Annotated in this window: 17 protein-coding genes and 2 pseudogenes; 12 read left to right on the top strand and 7 right to left on the bottom strand. The window is 64.3% G+C overall.

Features of this window, described 5'->3' with window-relative positions; translation table 11 throughout:
* The first annotated feature begins 6 nt into the window (after positions 1 to 6).
* The 3 genes and pseudogenes from IB274_RS07650 to IB274_RS07660 form a co-directional block, all read left to right on the top strand.
* Positions 7 to 1,587: an arylsulfatase gene (locus IB274_RS07650; RefSeq protein WP_192431397.1), complete on the top strand. Its 1,581-nt coding sequence runs from the start codon at positions 7 to 9 to the stop codon at positions 1,585 to 1,587.
* Positions 1,588 to 1,637: 50 nt separating this feature from the next.
* Positions 1,638 to 1,790: pseudogene (locus IB274_RS07655) on the top strand (electron transfer flavoprotein subunit beta/FixA family protein); the annotation flags it as partial.
* A 57-nt stretch (positions 1,791 to 1,847) separates the two neighbouring features.
* Positions 1,848 to 2,021, top strand: a pseudogene (locus IB274_RS07660) (electron transfer flavoprotein subunit alpha/FixB family protein); the annotation flags it as partial.
* A 322-nt stretch (positions 2,022 to 2,343) separates the two neighbouring features.
* Here the strand turns inward: IB274_RS07660 and IB274_RS07665 are convergent.
* Positions 2,344 to 3,630 (bottom strand): tyrosine-type recombinase/integrase, encoded by a 1,287-nt coding sequence (locus tag IB274_RS07665; RefSeq protein ID WP_192431398.1) that lies wholly within the window; start codon positions 3,628 to 3,630, stop codon positions 2,344 to 2,346.
* Between the two features lie 81 nt (positions 3,631 to 3,711).
* Between IB274_RS07665 and IB274_RS30090 the strand changes: the two genes are divergently transcribed.
* From IB274_RS30090 to IB274_RS07695, 6 genes are all read left to right on the top strand, one after another.
* A complete protein-coding gene (locus tag IB274_RS30090) occupies positions 3,712 to 4,080 on the top strand; it encodes an HAD domain-containing protein (protein ID WP_225614748.1) in 369 nt (122 codons plus the stop codon).
* A 373-nt stretch (positions 4,081 to 4,453) separates the two neighbouring features.
* Positions 4,454 to 4,630, top strand: a complete 177-nt coding sequence (locus tag IB274_RS07675) for a hypothetical protein (RefSeq protein ID WP_192431400.1) — start codon at positions 4,454 to 4,456, stop codon at positions 4,628 to 4,630.
* A gap of 554 nt (positions 4,631 to 5,184) precedes the next feature.
* On the top strand, positions 5,185 to 6,027 hold the full coding sequence (locus tag IB274_RS07680; protein WP_192431401.1) for a sugar phosphate isomerase/epimerase family protein: 843 nt from the start codon (positions 5,185 to 5,187) through the stop codon (positions 6,025 to 6,027).
* 22 nt (positions 6,028 to 6,049) lie between these two features.
* Positions 6,050 to 7,093: an isopenicillin N synthase family dioxygenase gene (locus IB274_RS07685; protein WP_192431402.1), complete on the top strand. Its 1,044-nt coding sequence runs from the start codon at positions 6,050 to 6,052 to the stop codon at positions 7,091 to 7,093.
* A 33-nt stretch (positions 7,094 to 7,126) separates the two neighbouring features.
* Complete coding sequence (locus IB274_RS07690; RefSeq protein ID WP_192431403.1) at positions 7,127 to 7,936, top strand: ABC transporter substrate-binding protein; 810 nt, start codon at positions 7,127 to 7,129, stop codon at positions 7,934 to 7,936.
* 65 nt (positions 7,937 to 8,001) lie between these two features.
* A complete protein-coding gene (locus IB274_RS07695; RefSeq protein ID WP_192431404.1) occupies positions 8,002 to 9,558 on the top strand; it encodes an amino acid ABC transporter permease/ATP-binding protein in 1,557 nt (518 codons plus the stop codon).
* A gap of 68 nt (positions 9,559 to 9,626) precedes the next feature.
* Here IB274_RS07695 and IB274_RS07700 read toward each other — a convergent pair whose 3' ends face one another.
* A complete protein-coding gene (locus tag IB274_RS07700; protein ID WP_192431405.1) occupies positions 9,627 to 10,985 on the bottom strand; it encodes a PLP-dependent aminotransferase family protein in 1,359 nt (452 codons plus the stop codon).
* 137 nt (positions 10,986 to 11,122) lie between these two features.
* Here IB274_RS07700 and IB274_RS07705 point away from each other — a divergent pair, with 137 nt between their 5' ends.
* Together IB274_RS07705 and IB274_RS07710 are read left to right on the top strand one after the other, a co-directional pair.
* A complete protein-coding gene (locus IB274_RS07705; protein WP_192431406.1) occupies positions 11,123 to 11,752 on the top strand; it encodes a LysE family translocator in 630 nt (209 codons plus the stop codon).
* A gap of 67 nt (positions 11,753 to 11,819) precedes the next feature.
* A complete protein-coding gene (locus IB274_RS07710) occupies positions 11,820 to 12,647 on the top strand; it encodes a PhzF family phenazine biosynthesis protein (protein ID WP_192431486.1) in 828 nt (275 codons plus the stop codon).
* 32 nt (positions 12,648 to 12,679) lie between these two features.
* On the opposite strand, the gene IB274_RS07715 is transcribed toward IB274_RS07710, so the two are convergent.
* Genes IB274_RS07715 through IB274_RS07735 form a run of 5 tightly spaced genes read right to left on the bottom strand, consistent with a single transcriptional unit; the run spans position 12,680 to position 17,097 of the window.
* Complete coding sequence (locus IB274_RS07715) at positions 12,680 to 13,426, bottom strand: ABC transporter permease (RefSeq protein WP_192431487.1); 747 nt, start codon at positions 13,424 to 13,426, stop codon at positions 12,680 to 12,682.
* 8 nt (positions 13,427 to 13,434) lie between these two features.
* Complete coding sequence (locus IB274_RS07720) at positions 13,435 to 14,634, bottom strand: ABC transporter substrate-binding protein (protein WP_192431407.1); 1,200 nt, start codon at positions 14,632 to 14,634, stop codon at positions 13,435 to 13,437.
* Positions 14,600 to 15,436, bottom strand: a complete 837-nt coding sequence (locus IB274_RS07725) for an ABC transporter ATP-binding protein (protein WP_192431408.1) — start codon at positions 15,434 to 15,436, stop codon at positions 14,600 to 14,602. The genes IB274_RS07720 and IB274_RS07725 overlap by 35 nt, the downstream gene beginning before the upstream one ends.
* Positions 15,433 to 16,491: an acyl-CoA dehydrogenase family protein gene (locus tag IB274_RS07730; RefSeq protein ID WP_192431409.1), complete on the bottom strand. Its 1,059-nt coding sequence runs from the start codon at positions 16,489 to 16,491 to the stop codon at positions 15,433 to 15,435. The genes IB274_RS07725 and IB274_RS07730 overlap by 4 nt, the downstream gene beginning before the upstream one ends.
* 45 nt (positions 16,492 to 16,536) lie before the next feature.
* Positions 16,537 to 17,097, bottom strand: a complete 561-nt coding sequence (locus IB274_RS07735; RefSeq protein WP_192431410.1) for a carboxymuconolactone decarboxylase family protein — start codon at positions 17,095 to 17,097, stop codon at positions 16,537 to 16,539.
* A 104-nt stretch (positions 17,098 to 17,201) separates the two neighbouring features.
* On the opposite strand from IB274_RS07735, the gene IB274_RS07740 reads away from it, so the two are divergent.
* Positions 17,202 to 18,104 (top strand): AraC family transcriptional regulator, encoded by a 903-nt coding sequence (locus IB274_RS07740; RefSeq protein ID WP_192431411.1) that lies wholly within the window; start codon positions 17,202 to 17,204, stop codon positions 18,102 to 18,104.
* Positions 18,105 to 18,153 lie beyond the last annotated feature (49 nt).

Below are 18,153 nucleotides of genomic sequence, written 5' to 3' on the forward strand. Positions count from 1 at the left end.
GCTGTCATGAACCTTCTGCGTAAGCTGCTGCCAGGCGTGGCCCTGGCGACGACCCTGCTGGGCGCGTCGCTGGCGGCGATGGCTGCCGACAAGCCGAATATCCTGGTGATCTTCGGTGACGATATCGGCTACTTCAATCTCAGTGCCTACAACCAGGGCATGATGGGCTACGAGACGCCCAGCATCGACCGGATCGCCAAGGAGGGCGCGCTGTTCACCCATGCCTACGGCGAGCAGTCCTGCACCGCCGGCCGCGCCGCTTTCGCCCTGGGCGAGCATCCGTTCCGCACCGGCCTGCTGACCATCGGCATGCCTGGCTCCGAGCACGGCATTCCCGACTGGGCGCCGACCATCGGCGATGTGATGAAGCAGCAGGGCTACGCCACCGGGCAGTTCGGCAAGAACCACCTGGGCGACCGTGACAACCACCTGCCGACAAAACATGGCTTCGACGAATTCTTCGGCAACCTCTATCACATGAACGCCGAGGAGGAGCCCGAGACCTACTACTACCCCAAGGACCCGGAGTTCCGTAAGAAGTACGGCCCGCGCGGGGTGATCCACTCCTACGCCGACGGCAAGATCGAGGACACCGGCCCGCTGACCCGCAAGCGCATGGAAACCATCGATGATGAACTGGTGCAGGCCACCGAGAACTTCATCGACAAGGCGCACAAGGCCGACAAACCCTTCTTCGTCTGGTTCAACTCCACGCGCATGCACGTCTGGACCCATTTGAAGAAGGAATCCGAAGGCAAGACCGGCATCGGCCTGTACCCCGACGGCATGGTCGAGCACGACGGGCAGATCGGCGAGCTGCTGAAGAAACTCGACGACCTCGGCATCGCCGACAACACCATCGTCATCTACACCACCGACAACGGCGCCGAGAAAGTCAGTTGGCCGGACGGTGGCACCACGCCGTTCTACGGCGAGAAGGGCACCACCTACGAGGGCGGCCACCGTGTGCCGTTGCTGGTGAAATGGCCGGGAGTGATCAAGCCGGGCAGCCGCTTAAACAACATGATCGCCCACAACGACTGGATGCCGACCCTGGCCGCCGCGGCCGGCGACCCCAATCTGGTGGCGGAGATGGCCAAGGGCTCCAGCCTCAATGGCAAGCCATTCAAGGTGCACCTGGACGGCTACAACTTCCTGCCGTTCTTCAAGGGCGAGGCGAAGGACAGCCCGCGTGAGGAGTACTTCTACTTCGGCATGGGCGGCGAGTTGAACGCCATCCGCTGGAAGGACTGGAAGGTCAGCTTCGCCAGCGTCGACGGCGATATCGGCTCGGGCACGCGCAAGGTGACCAACTTCCCGCGCATCACCAACCTCAAAGCCGACCCCTTCGAGACCGCCAACAACGACTCGCAGATGGCCATGCGCTGGCGCGCCGACCAGCTCTGGCTGTTCGTGCCGATCCGGGCGGAGATCCAGAAGTTCATGGCGACCATCCCTCAGTACCCGTTCCAGGAAGGGGAGAATCTCAACCCGGCGAACATCAACTACCAGAGCCTGGCGGCCAAGCAGGCGATGATGCGCCTGCAAAATCTGACCGCGCCGCCGGCACCGCCGGCCGCCCAGTAAACCCGCCAGCGCCTTTCCTTGGTCCGGGCCGCACGTGGCCCGTTTCCCCGATGAATATCCTCGTCGCAGTCGAGCGCGTGGTCGATTTCAACGTCAAGGTTCGCGTCAAGGCGGACGACAGCGGCGTCGACCTCGCCAACGTGAAGATGGCCCTCAATCCGTTCTGTGCAATCGCCGTGGAAGAAGCGGTGCGCCTGAAAGAGTAGGGCGTCGCCAGCGAAGTGGTGGTGGTTTCGGTCGGCCCGAATACCGCTCAGGAGCAACATATAGCGGTGGGCATCTCCGGCGCCATCCAGCACCTGGCGGGCATGAAAGACTCCAAGGTCATCGTGGCCATCAACAAGGACGAAGAGGCGCCGATCTTCCAGGTGGCCAACTACGGCCTGGTGGGCGATCTGTTCGAGCTCGTGCCGGAGCTGGAAAAGGCCATCTGAGCCCAATAGCCCGCGGATACCGTTTTACGCAGGAGCAGATGAGCGGCTGGCACGTTCAAGCGCAAGCCGAGCGTGCCGGTGCTGCTCCTGTCTTTTTGAAGGGTTGCATGAGTCACTCTGGCGTGGCCGTGCGGCAGGAGCCCAAAGCAGAAGGAGCGGTACGCAATATCTCAGTGAACGATCCAGGGCGGCCTAAAGGTGCAAAAGCTAATTGGAGGTCTGATCTCGCGAAATATCCAACAAAGCCATGGAAGTTGCACCTGCACGAGTCAACTGAATGTCTCGGATGGATAGACTAAGCACCCAGAGTGCGCCACTAGCGCTATACCTTTAATCCCTTGATTGAGTGAGCCCGCTGCTCGTCGAGCGAGTTGTAGTAGGTGTTCTGCGTGGTGCTGAGGCTGTTGTGGCGGAGATCAGCCTGTAAGTCCTTCATATCTCGGTGGGGGGCATCGAAGGTTGCAGCGGTGTGGCGCAGCCAGTGCAACGAGGCGGAGCGTAGCTGGTCGATTTCATCGTCACTCCAACCTTCGGCGGCCATGCGCCTCAGCGATCGATCGAAGACTTCCTGCAGGAGTAGCCGGATGTGGCGATCAGAGAGGCCGGCGCGTCCTCTCAGGGTGGTGAGCAATGGAAATTTATCCTGGGGCGAGGGCAGGGGAGGCAGTCGCAGGTGACGGCGGTAGCGCACCAGGTAGTCCTGCACGTAGTCGTCACGCACGCTGATCTTGGCGGCCTTATTGCCCTTACCGACCACGTGGAACCACCAGTTACCGGTGCTATCGCGGCGGAAATCACCCATGGTCGGTTCCCAGTTATCGCGACCGACGAGATCGGAGATACGCAGGTACATGGAGAACAGCGTGGCAATGACGAACAGCGTGCGTTCGTGCTGCGGATCTTCCGCGGCCATCAGTTCGGCTGTCTCGATGACGAAGTTCCATTGCAACTGGGTCAGCGAGCGGGAGGCGACGTCGAGGGTATTGCGCTGCTTATAAATGGACTTCTGTTTGACCGCGCGGAACGGATTCACCTCGGTCAGGCCTTCGTCCATAGCGTGTTGGAAGAAGCTGCCGCACACTGCGAAAACCTGCGCCACCGACCCCTGGGACATGCGATAAGGACGCTCGGGCAACTCGCTCAGCATCTCGGCAGCAAGCTTGCGTTCGCGCTTGGCCAGGGTGCTGGAGAAGGGGCGCCAGTCTGGATTGACGACACAGCTGTCGGACTCCAGCTTCTTGCGACCGCCGACCCGCACGAAGCGCGACTTGATCACAGGGCCGATCCAGTCGGCAGGAGGATTGAGGCAGAATTCCATGAAGGCCTCGGCATCTTTTCGACGCAGATCAATCAATGGTTTTTCAGCCACCAGAGCTGACCAGAGAAGCAGGCGTTCAACGTGGGTGCGGTACGAGTTGTAAGTAGCCTCATTGCCTGCGTAGGACTTCAGAAATCCGCGCACGGCCAGGTAGCTGTCAATTGCCATGGTTTGGTCAGGCAAATTCCGCAGGAAGCCGAGAACGACAGGAAGCTCTGAGTTAAGCCCCAGGAAACTGAGTTCATGAAAGCGGGCAAAGGTGTCGAACAGTGGCTGGGGATTTTGAGGCATGGAAATCGAGACGTGGCTGCGAGGCTATAAGGCTTGCAGCTTCGCGGCGAGGGCCAACTGTTCATGTGGACCCCTTTTTTGATGCGGGCTCTGGCGGACCAGCCGCAGGTTAGTATTGTTCTAAGCACTAGCTGGGTTCGCCAGTTTGGCTTCCATCGCACACGGGGATATCTCCCAGAAGCCATTCGGGACCGAGTAATCAGTGCCACATGGCACAGCACAATGGCTCGCAACTCAGCAGATCAAAGCTGGTGGGATGGAGCGTCACGATACGAACAGATTTGCCGTCACGCAGCACGAGCGAGACTGAGCGGTTGGCTTGCTATTGATGACGACACTGCAGGCTGGCCAGTTGAGGCCAGACACCATTTACTGCCGTGTGACGGAAGGTTTGGACTCTCACAGCAAGGATGCATTGATTCACTACGGGTATGGGCAAGCGGGGAGTGAGAGCCATAACTCGCGCATTTCGCACTGCGAAATCATTTGCACCCGTTTGCCTGCCGATTTCTGCATTTAGAGATTCGGCGCGCAGGTTCCTAGGTCAGTGGCACTGATAAGGTTTCAGTCTCGTTTTTTAAAAACGAGACTGAAACAGACACGGCTCTGCGGCGGCGAAAGTACGCATAAGTCTCTGAAATCAAAGAGTCCATTTTTCAAAAAACGAAAATCCATTTTTTAAAAAGCGGCGACACCAGCTTCTGGTTGCCGGTGTTGGTGGCCGTTGGGATTACCCTAGGCTTCGCATAATGTATATTATGTTAAATAACATATGGCCGATCTGGCAGCTATCCAGGGTTATCTGTAGTTCTGCAAGACTCTCATGTCCTTGCGCCCCGCCTATCGTTGCAGTTGGAGCAAGACCCTGCGTAATGCGCTGACGCTCCATCACTCCGTTCAGATTGCTGCAATTCAAAGCGCCGAGTGGCTACGGCAGATACGGGCCGTGTATCCCGAAAGCCGCGAGACCTCGCCGCAATTGCGCAAGCCGATCGACTGACTTTTGCGGCAGGCGACCAGGCCAGCGGAGCCGGCTTACCTTTTGAGGCCGATAGTTGATGTCCCGCAGGTCGCCAGACACCCGCGGCGACGATGCGACCGCGCCATGGGCTGGCTATCGATGGCGCGAGTATCCCGTCCTTACAGGGAGATTTACTTTAGAAAAGCCTGAAGTAATTATTTGCGTCGGACTATTTTTTCCAGCGCATCAAGCTGCGACAACTGCATCCACGCCAAGCCGCAGAGGTCTTGGTCTACGCGGACCGGAGCGCCCGAAAAGCTCCGGCCGTGCTGTTGTTCCTTACTGCCAAAGCCCGGCGGCAACACGCCCGGCATACAACAACAATCGGCGAGTACAGACCCGCGAAGCAGAGGTCTGTCAGAGGAATACCACCATGTCCATGCGTGTGCAGTTCTCCCCTTCGACACCCTCCCCCACGTCCGCCGATTCGTTTCGTCGCCTGACGCCTTCAGTCGCCGCGCCCGTGCGCTGAACCTCCTGCCGAATCCTTCGCCGTGCCCGACGGCGCGGTTCACTCTGTCCGGAGTTCGTTCATGCGACTCGAGATCTTCCGCACCCTGTGGGGCTATACCCGTGGCTGGCCGCAGGCCATTTCCGAACTGCGGGAGGCCGGCTTCGACGGCCTGGAAGCGCGCCTGCCCCTCGATCCTGCCCAGCGCGCCGAGTATGCACAGCTGCTGGCCGCAGAGGATGTGCCTTACATCGCCACCCTGTTCACCGCCCATGATGTGCTGCCCGACCAGTCGGCCAGCCCGCAGGTGCACTTGAACGACCTGCGGTGCAAGCTTGGCTATGCCGCTGAGCTGTCGCCCCGGCTGGTCAACACCCTGGCCGGCAACGACCGCTGGCCACTGGCCGCGCAGGTCGACTTCTTCGGCAGCGCCCTCGAGCTCGCCGCCGCGCAGGAACTGACCTGCCTCTTCGAAATCCACCGCGCCCGCTCGCTGTACAGCCCCTGGGTGACCCTGGAGCTAATTCGCCAGGTCCCCGAGCTGCGCTTCACCACCGACATCAGCCATTGGGTGGTGGTCTGCGAGCGTCTGCTCGACGACCCCGCCGACGACCTCACGCCTTTCGTCGAGCGCGTGCAGCACATCCAGGCCCGCGTCGGCTACGACCAGGGACCGCAAGTGCCGCATCCCGGCGCGCCGGAATACGCCAACGCACTGGCCTTCCACCAGAAGCACTGGGAAGCCGTCTGGCGCGCCCAGCAGGCTCGCGGCCAGCAGATCACCACGCTGACTCCGGAATTCGGCCCGGACGGCTACTTGCACCACCTGCCCTTCACCAATGCCCCGATCGCCGATCTGTGGGCGCTGAACCGCTGGATAGCCGAAGAAGAACGGCGTCACTTCCAGCGCTTCCTCCAATCCTGAATCCGAACTGGAGCCATCGAACATGCAGGAGCAAGCGAGCAGGGCCTTCACCTCCATTCCCGTCATCGACATCGGCGGACTGTTCAGCGAACGCCTGGACGAGCGCCAGGCGGTGGCGGTCGAACTGGGTAAGGCAGCCCGTGAAGTGGGCTTCCTCTACATCCGCAACCACGGTCTGGACCCGAAGCTGATCGAGGGCCTGCAAGCCGCCGCACGGGCCTACTTCGCCCAGCCGCTGGACGCCAAGATGCGCCACTACATCGGCGTCTCTGAAAGCCACAAGGGCTTCGTCCCGGAAGGTGAAGAGGTCTATGCCAAGGGCAAGCCGGACCACAAGGAGGCCTTCGACGTCGGCTTCGAAGTAGCCGCCGACGATCCGCTGGTGCTAGCCGGCACGCCGCTACTGGGGCCCAACCGCTGGCCGGAGGTGGCCGGTTTCCAGCAACAGGTGAGCGCCTACTACCAGGCGGTGTTCGCCCTCGGCCGCAAGCTGTTCGATGGCTTCGCCCTGGCGCTGGGCCTGGAGGAAGGCTACTTCGACCCGCTGGTGAGCCGGCCGCCGTCGAAACTGCGCCTGATCCACTACCCCTTCGATGGCGCTGCGCAGGATGCACCAGGCATCGGGGCTCACACCGACTACGAGTGCTTCACCATCCTGCACGCCACGCAGCCTGGCCTGGAAGTGATGAACGAGGACGGCGAGTGGATCGACGCGCCGCCGGTGCCCGATGCCTTCGTGGTGAACATCGGCGACATGCTGGAGGTGATGACCAACGGTGCCTTCGTGGCCACCGCGCACCGCGTCCGCACGGTGCGCGAGGAGCGCTACTCGTTCCCGCTGTTCTACGCCTGCGACTACCACACGCAGATCCGCCCGCTGCCGCAGTTCGACAACGGCAGCCAGGACTACGAAACCATCGCCATCGGCGAGCACATGTGGAGCCAGGCGCTGCAGACTTACAGCTACCTGCGCCGCAAGGTCGCCGACGGTGAGCTGGCACTGCCGGAGCGGGCGCGCAAGCCGTCCAGCTTCGGCCACCTGAAAAAACAGACGCAGCCTTCCTGAAGCCGCGCGCAACCCTAGACTGGAGCAATCACGATGCTGAAAACCACCCGCACCCTCCTGGCTGCCGCCCTCGCCGGCGCAGCCCTCCTGGGCACCCTGCAGACCGCCAGCGCCGCCCTGACCGCCACGCCGGGGCAGTTCAAGGTCGGCATGGAAATCACCTACCCGCCCTTCGAGTCCTATGACGGCGACAAGGTGGTCGGCTCGGACCCCGAACTGGCAGAGCTGCTGGCCAAGCACATGGGCCTCACGACGAGTTTCGTGAACACCAAGTTCTCCGGGCTGATTCTGGGCCTGAACGCCGGTCATTTCGACGCGGTGATCTCAGGCATGTACGTCACCCCCGAGCGCGCCGCCCAGGCCCTGGCGATCCCCTACGCGCAGACGGGCGCAGCCATCATGGTCCCGGCCGACAGCGCGGAGCGCCCGGCAAAGCCCGAAGACCTCTGCGGCAAGAAGATCGGCCTGGAGAAAGGTACCACCTGGGTACCGAAGTTCGAGGAGCTGTCCAAGACCTACTGCGTTCCTAATGGCAAGGGTGCGATCAGCGTGAGCGAGTACCCGTCCGCACCGGAAGTGACCCAGGCGCTGCTGTCGAAGAACGTCCAGGCCCAGGTGGAGATTTCCGGCGCTGCGCACATGATCGCCGAGCGTTCAAAGGGCCGCGTGGTCGTCAGCTCCAGCGAGCTGATCTACAAGCAAACCCTGGGCATGTATGTGAAGAAGGGCAATCAGGAGCTGTACGACGCACTCAAGACCGCCTTCCAGAAGACCAAGGACAGCGGCGAATTCGCTGCCCTGTTGAAGAAGTACGCTCTCGAAGAAGCTCCGGCGACCGAGTGATCCGCTTTAACGCAACATGAAAGACGGGGCTGGCCTCGCGCCTGACCCCGCTCGCCGAGGTGCCCATGCAGTTCGACTGGTCCTATTTCTTCTCCCTCTTCTCCTTGCCGGATTTCTGGAAGGCCTGCGTCACGGTGATCGAGCTGAGCGCCCTGACCTGGCTGATCGGCATGGTCCTGGGCTTCTTCCTCGCCTGTGCCAAGCTCTCCGGCTCGCGCTGGCTGCGCGTGCCGACAGGGCTTTACATCTGGTTCTTCCGCAGCGTGCCGCTGCTGGTGCTGGTGGTGTTCGTCTACAACCTGCCGCAGCTGTTCCCGGCCAGCGGCGCCCTGCTGTCCAACCCGTTCATTTCCGGCCTGCTCGCCCTGGTGCTGACAGAGGCGGCTTACATGGCCGAGATCCATCGCGGCGGCCTGATCTCCGTGGCCAAGGGCCAGAAGGAAGCCGGCCGCGCCCTGGCCATGGGCAGCATCGGCATCCAGCGCCTGATCGTCATTCCGCAGGCCTTCCGCATCTCGCTGCCGACGCTGATCAACGAGTACGTCACCGTGGTCAAGCTGACCTCGCTGGTCTCGGTGATCTCCCTCACCGAACTGCTGCAGGTCGGCGAGCGCCTCTATGCGCAGAACTTCCTGGTGATGGAAACCCTCTCGGCGGTGGCCATCTACTACGTGCTGATCGTGACCCTGTTCGGCTGGGGCCTGCAGTACCTGGAGCACCGTCTGGACCTCAACGCGCGCAAACCGGACACCCTGGCGGACGAGCGCCTGGACAGCTTGCGCAAGACCCTCCCGGCAACTCCCGTGGCCAGCCGCGAGGCCGCCCCCGCCGGTGCCCCGCCCGCGCTGCAGCTCAAGGGCATCCGTAAGAGCTACGGCACCCACGAAGTCCTCAAGGGCGTCGACCTGAGCGTCGGCAACGGCGAAGTGGTGTCGATCATCGGCCCGTCCGGCTCCGGCAAGACCTCGCTGATTCGCACCGTCAACGGCCTGGAAGGCATCGACGGCGGCGCCACCGCGCTGTTCGGCAAGCCCTATATAGAAGCCGGCAAGCCCGACCCGGCGCGCCTGCGCGACGGCGTGCAGCACATCGGCATGGTGTTCCAGAACTTCAACCTGTTCCCGCACCGCACCATCCTCGACAACGTCACCCTGGCGCCGCGCTTCCACGGCCTGGCCGGGCGCGACCTCTGCGAGCAGAAGGCCCTCGCGCTGCTGGACAAGGTCGGCCTGCTGGCCCATGCCAACAAGTACCCGCACCAGCTCTCCGGCGGCCAGCAACAGCGCGTGGCCATCGCTCGCGCGCTGGCCATGGCGCCGGCGATCATGCTGTTCGACGAACCGACCTCGGCGCTGGACCCGGAGCTGGTGGGCGATGTGCTCAACGTGATCCGCGATCTGGCGAAGGAAGGCATGACCATGGTGATCGTCACCCATGAGATGGACTTTGCCCTGTCGATCTCCGACCGGGTGATCTTCATGGAGCACGGTCAGGTGCAGGTCGACGCGGCGCCGGCGCGCATTCGCAACGGCGACTGCGGCGAGCGGATAATGCGCTTCATCGGCCTGGAGCGTCAGGCCGAGCAGGACGAGGCGCAGCAGCGCGCCTTCCTCGCCAGCTGACGGCGAAATATCCAGGCGGCACACGGGCGTGTCGTCTGGATATTCCCAGGTCGAGCGCCCGTGTGTCGTCACATGGCCGAGCGCTGACTGTCCTGCAGGATTCTTCCCAGAAGCGCCAGCCCTCCCCTCACCTCCTCCAGCGATGGACCGCCGAGACAAAGGCGAATACCTGATGCCGGGTCGCACGGGTCAACCATGACCGATTCAGGCGGCGTCACTCGGATGCCCACCGAAGCAGCCGCTGCGGCAAGCTGATCGGCAGCCTCGAGGGGCATCGGCAACCAGAGGTGATAGGCGTCTGGATGCGCGACGAGTTCGGTCGCGCCGAGCAGCGAAACCGCCAGGCTCGACCGCCGGCTTGCTTCATGGCGTAAGTCCTGCGGGATGGAGGCGATGACACCGCTGGACAACCACTCCTCGACGACGGCACAGGACAGCGGCGATGGGGCCATCGGGATGTCCTGCAGCACGTCGTGGGCCACGCCGGTCATTGCCGCTGGCAACGCTAGCACGCCGATGCGCAAGCCGGGACCGATCGACTTAGACAGTCCATTGACGTGCAGCACACGCTCGGGCGCCAGCGTCACCAGCGCCGGCAGTGCAGGCGGCCCCAGCGCGTAGACGCCGTCCTCGATGATCCAGGCTCCGGCCTGCCGGCATACCTCGACAATCGCCTGCCGGCGCGCCGCGCCCATGGTGGCGGTGGTCGGGTTGTGCAGTGTCGGTGTGAGGTAGACCGCCGTGTTGGTGCCGGAAGCAACACCGTCCAGTGCCTGCGCGAGCGACTCCGGCACCATGCCTTCGGCATCGATAGCGACGCCCCGCATCCGATAACCCTTGCGTCGTGCCAGCGCGATGGCGCCGGGATAGGTGAGCCTTTCGGTCAGAATCACTCCTTGAGGCCCGCAGGCGAGATCGAACGCCAGTGAAATCGCCTGGCGGGCATTGCTGGTCAGCGCCAGATTCGCCGCGTCCACCTCGATCCCCAGCGACTCGAGCCAGCGGGCCAACAGGCGCCGGTGTTCCAGATGGCCGGCGGGAGGCGAGTAGAGATTCAGATGATCGGCATCGATCTTCCGTGCGACGCCGGCCAGGGTGCGCGCCAGCAGACGCGCCGAGAGCATCGCCGGCGGCACGTTGGAAGATAGATCGATCACCCGGTCCTCATGGGCCTGTCGGATCGCCACGAACATGCCGCGGCCCTTGACGCTGCGCACCAGCCCCCGCCGCTCCAAAGCCGCATAGGCCTTTGTCACCGTGCCCAGGCCGATTTCCAGCTGCCAGGCGAGATCGCGATGGGCCGGCAGGCGGTCGCCGCCCCGCAGGCGTCCCTCGATGATGTCATCGGCCAGCGCCATTACCAGTCGCTCGGCGGCGCTTGCGTCAATCTGAGCAAGGCGCGGCGTCCAGGGCGATCGAAGAAGCATGTTGGGTGTCCCGAGTGATTAATAGTGTTGCGTGACACTATTTAAATAGATCAAAAGTGTAACGTGCATTAGGGTGATTGGCGACATTCAACCGTTCCACCACAGCCTCGCTGGCACGGCGAGGCAACGGAGGCCAGATGATCAGCAGCACCATCGCCCTCGCCTTCTGCTCCTACTTCCTGGCCGCGGCCAGTCCGGGGCCGAGCAACATGGCGATCATGGCCACGGCAATGCGCGACGGCCGCCTTCCCGCCCTCGTCCTCGCGTGCGGGGTGATGACGGGCTCGCTCACCTGGGCAGGGCTGGCGGCGACCGGTCTCTCCACCTTGCTGGCCACCTTTGCCGAGGCGCTCATCGTCATCAAGGTGCTGGGCGGCCTTTACCTGCTCTACCTGGCGGTACGCGCCGGCAGGTCAGCCCTCCGGCCGATCGAAGCTTTCACCCGCGCCGATGCGCCACGAACGCCTCCGCGCTATGTACCTCTGTACCGCCAGGGCGTGCTGATGCACATCAGCAACCCCAAGGCGATCATGTCCTGGCTGGCAATCATGTCGCTGGGACTTCAGCAAGGCGCTCCCAGCGGCACCTTGCCGACGATCATCGGCGGCTGTGCCGTGCTCGGGATCTGCATATTCGGTGGCTACGCCCTCCTGTTTTCGACCGCCCGGATGATCGCTGTCTATTCCAGGCTCGGCCGCTGGATTCAGGGGCTCTTCTCGACGCTGTTCGCCGTCGCGGGCGTGAAGCTTCTGGTCGCGCCCAACTGAGGCTCCTAATCGATCCCCATCCAACCGTACCCAGGCAAGGAGCGGTGTCGTGACCCATGAATTTCAGATGATCGATGTGTTTGGCACCCGGGCTCTGTCCGGCAACCCCTTGGCGGTCGTGCTGGGCGCCGATGAGCTTACGACCGGGGAGATGCAGCGCCTGACGCGCTGGCTCAACCTATCGGAGACCACCTTCCTGATGCGGCCCACCCGCCCGGCGGCGGACTACCGGGTGAGGATATTTTCGCTCGACAGGGAGTTGCCGTTTGCAGGGCACCCTACCCTCGGCAGTTGCCATGCCTGGCTGTCCACCGGGCGCGCCGCGAGGAAAGCGACGGAGATCGTCCAGGAGTGCGGCGTTGGCCTGGTGACGATTCGCCGTGAGCCCGAGCTTCTCTCCTTTGCCGCGCCACCGCTCATGCGCAGCGGCTGCCCCACGCAGGAAGAGTTGAGTGAAGCGATTGCATTCCTGCGGATAGAATCAGGCGAGATTGTCGATGCCGCGTGGGTCGACAACGGTCCGGGCTGGCTGGGAATCCGCTTGGCTTCGGCGGAAAAAGTGCTGGCGCTGGCCCCGCAACGCAGTTGGCCGCGCAGGATCGACATCGGCGTGGTCGGGCCGCACTTCCAGGGCGATGCCGCCGTCGAGGTCCGCGCGTTCTTCAACAATCACCTGGGCACCATCGTCGAAGACCCCGTCACGGGAAGCCTCAACGCTTCCCTGGCGCAGTGGCTGTTCTCCACCGGCGTGATCGATGGGGCCTATGTCGCCGCGCAGGGAACCCGACTCGGCCTGCACGGGCGGGTCCACGTATCACGCGATAGCGCGGGCCATATCTGGATCGGCGGCAAGACCCACACCCAGGTCACCGGCCGCCTTCAAGGCCTTCCCTAACGTCTTCCCCTGGGCCGCCTGTGCATCTCCAACTACCCGCGCCGCCGGTACAGGCTGCGCGCCAGCGCATCCAGGGCGAAGCCCAGTACGCCGATCAGCAGCACCATGGCCATCAGCTCCGAGTAGGCCAGGCGATCCCGCGTGTCGAGGATGTAGTAGCCGAGCCCGGCGCTGACGCCGAGCATCTCGCAGGGCACCAGGACGATCCAGAGGATACCGATGGCCAGGCGCACGCCAGTCAGCACGTGGCCGAGCACGCCGGGAAGGATGACCTTGCGCAGCGTCTCGAACGGCGTGGCGCTCAGGCTCTTCGACAGCTGCAGCCAGCGTGGGTCGAGCTGACGCACGCCGGCGGCGGTGTTGAGCAGGATCGGCCAGACGGCGGCGAAGGCCAGGAGGAAATAGATCGGCGAGTCACCCACACCCATCAGCATTACTGCAATGGGCATCCAGGATAACGGCGAGATCATCCGCAGGAACTGGAACGCCGGCGTGGTGGCCGCCTCCAACTGGCGGGACGCCCCCACCAGTAACCCCAGCGGAACGCCCACGGCCAACGCCAGGAGCAGGCCGATCAGCACCCGTTTCAGGCTCACCAACACGTGTTCGTACAGCTCAGGGCGAGCCAGCAGCTCGCCCAGGCTGGTGAAGGTGGTCCGGGGCGAAAACAGCTGCCCCAGGCCGTCGCCGCCGAACATCCGTACGCCGAGCCACCACAGGCCGAGCAGCGCGAGCAGCCCGGCCAGGCCCAGCGCCCAGTGGCTGCGCGTGGAAAGCACGACCGGTGTCACGTGGTGATCTCCTCGCGGCGTTCGAAATTGTCCGGGTAGCCGAAGGCGCCCAGTCCGCCGACGCCGGCCAGCGCCTGGCGTACGAAGCGGTCGTCCACCAGGTCCTTCGCCACCTGCGTGGGTTCCAGCGCGGCGAGGAAGCTCTTGTCGCCCTGGATCAGCGTGTCCTTCAGGCGGCGCACCAGTTCCTCGGTGTAGCTGGGGAATGGATACGGCTGGAAGTCGATGCGTTCCTCGTGCCAGTCGGCATGGCGGATCGCCCCGTCTGCCAGGTACTGCTGGCGTTCGCTGACCGCCGGGGCCAGCACGCGGCCGAGCACTTCGGGGGCATGGGGCGTATAACGATTCTCCCCGTCCTTGGACAGCAGCCTGGCCGCTTCGGCGCGATTGTCGCGCGTCCACAGCTGCGCCTTGACGATGGCGTTGACCACCTTCTGCGACCACTCTGGCCGGTTGTTCAGGTCGTGCTCGTGCATGAACACCACGCAGCACGCATGGTTGCGCCAGACGTCGCCGGTGAAGCGCTGGATGCGCCCGACCTTGAGGTTTTCCGCCAGGGCATTGAAGGGCTCGGCGACGATGTACCCGGCGATGCGTTTGGACGCCAGCGCTGGCGGCATGTCCGACGGCGGTAGCACCACCAGATTGACCTCATTGGCGGCCAGTGCGGCGTTGGCCGGTTTGCTCACCGCCTGCAGGCCGTTGTCGCGAAGCAGCGATTGCAATACCACGTTGTGGATCGAGTACCAGAACGGGATCGCCAGGGTCTTGCCGCCCAGTTGCTTCACGTCACTGATGTCCGGAGCCACGGTCAGGCCCGAGCCGCCGACGTGGTTCCAGGCGACGACCTTGGCCGGCACCTTGCTGCCGTAGCGCGCCCAGACGGTCATTGGCGACAGCAGGTGGATGACGTTGACCTGGCCGGAGATGAACGCCTCGATCACCTGTGCCCAGCTGCGCAGCAGCACCGGGCGTTCGGCCTTGATGCCTTCGGCGTCGAACAGGCCATTGGCGTGGGCTACCAGCAGCGGCGTAGCGTCGGTGATCGGCAGGTAACCGATGCGCACCGGCGCATCCGGCTCGCTGGCGGCGCGCGCCTGCAGGCTGGTCAGCAGTGGCAAAGCACCGGCGGCGGAAAGCAGCGCGCCGAGTTTGAGGATGTCACGTCGGGAGTGTGTGGGGTCGTCCAGGCACATGGGCAGGCTCCTGCGCAGAAGGGATATTTGCGTGGGTGCGGCTTGCCCGCCGTAGGGTTAGGAGTATCTCGACCCGCAGCGCGCCCAGTTCCTCGACCAGGTCCGCACGGGGTTGCGGAAGGTCAATGCGCCACTCGCCCAACGTCCGCGCCGGGGTGTCGCCCAGTAGCAGGATACGGTCGGAAAGCAGCAGGGCTTCGTCGATGTCGTGGGTGATGAGCACGGCGGCGGTGCGCCGTTGGTGGATCACGCCGAGCAGCAGTTGCTGCATGTCGGCGCGGGTGACTTCGTCCAGCGCGCCGAAGGGTTCGTCGAGCAACAGCACTTGCGGTTGCCGCGCCAGGCAGCGAGCCAGTGCGGTGCGCTGGGCCATGCCGCCGGACAGCTGCGCGGGCATGAAGTCGCGGGCGTGGCTCAGGCCGACCGCGGCGATGGCGTCGTCCACGCGCTGTTGCAGCGTGGCCTTGTCGAGTTTCGGCTGGCGAGTAAAGTCGAGGCCGAAGGCGACGTTCTTCACCAGGCTCAGCCAAGGCAGCAGGCTCGGGTCCTGGAAGGCCACGGCGACGCGCGGGTGCGGGCCATCGATGGGCTGGCCGAGCAACCGCACGCTGCCGGCGGCAGGTTTCTGCAATCCGGCGAGCACGCGCAGCAGGCTGGACTTGCCGACGCCGCTGGGGCCGAGGATGGACACCACCTCCCCCGGCGCCAGCTCCAGCGCGAAGCCTTCGAGCACACTGCGCCAGCCGTTGTTGCCGGGGTAGCCCAGGGCAACGTCGCTGGCCTGCAGGATCACCTCGCTCATGCCCGTCCCTGCCTCTGCAGTTCGGCTCGCAGCTGCACCAGGCTGGGCGTGACGATCGGTACGAAGGCCGACTCGCGCCAGCGACGGGCGAACGCCGCACCGTACTCGCTGAGATAGGCCTTGCCGCCGCTGGCCTGCAGCTCCAGCTGTACGGCCGCTGCCGCGCCTTCAGCCAGGCCGATGCGGATGCGGAACAGCTTCGCCGGCTCGCCGAGAAAGACGCCTTTCAGCAGCCCGTCGCGCAGCTGCGCAATGAGCTCGTCGAGCTCCTCGCTCAAACGCTGTTCTTCCTCGCGCAGCACTGAACGCCGGTCGCTCAAGTGGCTGCGCACGGTTTCCAGGGCCTTGCGGGTGAGGCCGATGGTCATCGCGCATTGCAGGCCGAGGAAGGCTGGGCGCACGGTCGGCAGGTACTGGCGGGCATCGTCGTGCAGCAGCCACTCGCGAGGCAGCTCGACGGCGGAGAAATCCAGCGCCGCGGTGTTGCTCGATTGCAGACCGAGCAGTTGCAGATCGTCCGAACGGGTCAGGCCGTCGCTATCGGAGGCGATGGCTGCCACCAGCGGCGCCGCGCCCGGCCGCTCGATGGCGGCGGCCACCACGAAGCGGCCCTTGCGCAGGTTGGTGACCCAGTGCAGGCGGCCGTCCAGCGTCCAGCCATCGCCGGCGGGCGTGGCGGCCACCTGCAGGTTCTCGATGCCGGAGAGGAACTTCATGGCGTTGGAAAGCCCGGTGGCGCCGGCCAGGCTGCCATCGAGCAATTCGCCCAGCAGGCGGTCGCCCAGTTCGCGATTGGGGCTCTGCAGCAGGTATTCGATGAAGGCGCGCTGGCCCCAGAAGACGAAAGCGGCGGTCAGGGAATGGCTGGCGACCTCGGCGATGGCGTCGATCGCATCAAGCACAGTGCCGCCGCTGCCGCCGCGTTCTGTCGGCACACCGATGGCGAACAGGCCGGCAGCGGCGAGTTGCGGCAGTACACTCTGCGGATCGGAATGGCCGAGGTCGAGGCCCTCGGCGTGCTCGTCGAGCCAGCGGCTCAGGATCGGGTCGAGCATGGTGCTCTCCTTGCAGGGGCGGCGCGGGCCGCCGGTCACACGAAATCAGACGGCGGCCTGTTCCCAGCGATAGCGGCCCAGCTCCGGGTTCAGCGGGGTCTGCGCGAGCACATTGGCGAAGTTGCACAGGGTCGCCAGGCTGATGCCCAGCAGCACTTCCAGAGCGTTGCCGTCGCTGAAGCCGGCGGCGCGGAAAGCCGCGAGGCTCGCATCGCTGACTGCGCCCCGGGTGGCGATGGACTCGCGAGCGAAAGCGGCCAGGGCTTCCAGGCGGGCATCGGGAAGTTCGCGCTGTTCGCGCAGGGCGGCTATGACTTCCTCAGGCAGCTTGGCCTTGTTGTAGGCCACCGCAGTATGCCCGGCGACGCAGAAGTCGCAGCCGTGGGTGGTGGCGGCAATCAACTGGACCACCTCGCGTTCCGGCAGGCCCAGGTCGGACTTGCCGTTGAGGCCGGAAACGGTCACATAGGTTTCCAGGGCGGCCGGTGCGTTGGCCAGAACTCCCAGCAGATTGGGGATGAAACCGGAGCCCTTGAGGGCGTTCTCAAGGAAGGGCCTGGCGGCTTCCGGGGCGCTGTCGAGGGTCTGGATGGGCAGGCGGGACATGGTTCGACTCCGGGGAAATGGGGTGTCGAAAAAGTCTGTTGGTAATAAGAAATCCATTCAATATTCTAAAGTCGCTATCACTTGCTCATGAGTCTTTCCATTAGATGATTTCGTCCAGCCCCCTGGTAGATTGGTTATTAGACAGCCTTGAACTGAGCGCGAGCCTGTTCCATGTGGGGCGCTATTGCGGCGGCTGGCACGCCTCTACCCACGGTCTGGCACGGGCGAGCTTCCACCTGGTGGTGCAGGGACATTGCTGGTTGCATCTGGAGAACGAGCCGCCCTGCCGCCTGGACAGCGGTGACGCAGTGTTCATCCTGCGCGACGTTCCTTACCGGTTGTCCAGCGAGGCCAGCGCCGAAGACGCTGCCTGCCAGCCGCGCCAGAGCATGACTGCGCTGGAGTGGCAGGCCGAGGACGGCGTTGGTCTGGTCTGTGGCTTCTTCCACTTCGACTCCGGCCTGTCGGCGTTGATCATCGACGCCCTGCCTGCCTTCCTCGTGCTGCGTGCCGGGGAACCGTCCCAGCGCGCAGCGCGCAGCCTGTTCGAACTGATCCTGGAAGAGTGCCAGCGACAGCCTGCGCCGTCCCAGCAGATGCTCGAACGCCTGAGCCACCTGCTGTTCCTCTACGTCCTGCGCCAGCAGGTGGTGGCAAACCCATCCCTGGGCGGACTGGTCGCCCTCGCCCGCCAGCCGCAGTTCGCCGGCCTGCTGGAGCAGATGATCCAGCAGCCGCAATTGCCCTGGACCCTGGAGGACATGGCGGCCTGTGCCGGGCAGTCGCGCTCGGCCTTCTTCAAACGCTTCAACGAAACCTCCGGGCAGTCGCCTGGCCAGGTGTTGCTGGCCCTGCGCATGGGCCAGGCGTGCCGGCTACTGAAAGCCGACCAGAGAGTGGCGGAAGTTGCCGCGGCTGTCGGCTACCAGTCCATCGCCGCCTTCACCCGTGCCTTCCGTAAGGCAACTGGGCAGCAGCCCGGAGCCTTCCGTCGAGCGGCCAACTGAGTACGCGGCTTCGGCAAGCGGCTCGCCAGTTTCCCGGTCCGTGCCACAG

The sequence above is a fragment of the Pseudomonas sp. PDM18 genome, assembly GCF_014852585.1.
In the GTDB taxonomy this organism is placed as follows: Bacteria; Pseudomonadota; Gammaproteobacteria; order Pseudomonadales; family Pseudomonadaceae; genus Pseudomonas.